The organism is Xenorhabdus entomophaga (genome assembly GCF_037996725.1).
GTDB classification, from domain to species: domain Bacteria; phylum Pseudomonadota; class Gammaproteobacteria; order Enterobacterales; family Enterobacteriaceae; genus Xenorhabdus; species Xenorhabdus khoisanae.
This window is the reverse complement of sequence record NZ_JBBMXH010000279.1, coordinates 1-831: the sequence shown is the minus strand read 5'-3', so window position 1 is coordinate 831 and position 831 is coordinate 1. Positions and strand designations below refer to the sequence as shown.

1 pseudogene is annotated in these 831 nt (G+C 50.5%); it reads right to left on the bottom strand.

The annotated features are described in order from the left end of the window. Window positions 1-109 precede the first annotated feature (109 nt). Window positions 110-720: pseudogene (locus tag AAC854_RS22760) on the bottom strand (integrase domain-containing protein); the annotation flags it as partial. Window positions 721-831 lie beyond the last annotated feature (111 nt).

The following is an 831-nucleotide window of genomic DNA, read 5'->3' as shown; positions in this document are numbered from 1 at the left end:
CTACCGTAATCATTAACAGGGTGCTGATGATAAATCACAAATAAATAGTGGTCTTGTCCTATTTCAATGTATCGAGTCACCATGTTGGTCAATTTAGACCCGTTTGCCCTGCTTCCCGCCCGCTAAACCCTTGTGTTATGTAATACTCTCCGGATTGCTGCGCAAAATGATAACGCATGCTGTGTGGCGCTTTATTGCCACTCAGTCCCGCACTTCTGACAATATAGCGGTAACGGTCTATGGCTTGAGTGATCGTGGGTTTATCAATCAGTTTGCTACTGTACTCAGCCTGCTCTCGCTCCGCATAGGCAATGGCATCTTGAAGCGCAGCCCGATCCAGTATGACCGTCTGCCTGGGCCTCCCCCCTTTCGTGCCAAACACTACCCACACGGAGGTATGGCCGTTTTCCAGGGCTTTTTTCCAGGTCGCTAAGATTTATAGGCTTCCACCGCTTCTTTGGTACGCAGTCCCAGCACATACGCTAGTTGCATCACCGCGGCGACGCGTCGATCTTTTTGTTCCACCTGTTGAAAAATTTCTCTGAACGCAGTCGGTGTCAGTGCCATTTTCGTTCCCTTGCGGCTCATATCAGCGATACCCAAAGCCTGGTTGCCCAGACGAGCATTCGCGGGATCAGCCAGCTTATGCTTGCCGGCCTGCGCTAAAATGGCTCGCAGCACAGACATCTCATTTTGCAGTGTCCGATGACTGATATTGTTGTAACCATTCACCAGCCCTGTATTGACTAGCAGGGAAGCAGATTAAAGACATCCGGATAGGGCTGTTTTCGGGTCACCGCTGTCGCGATTTCACTGAGTACATCCAGTGCC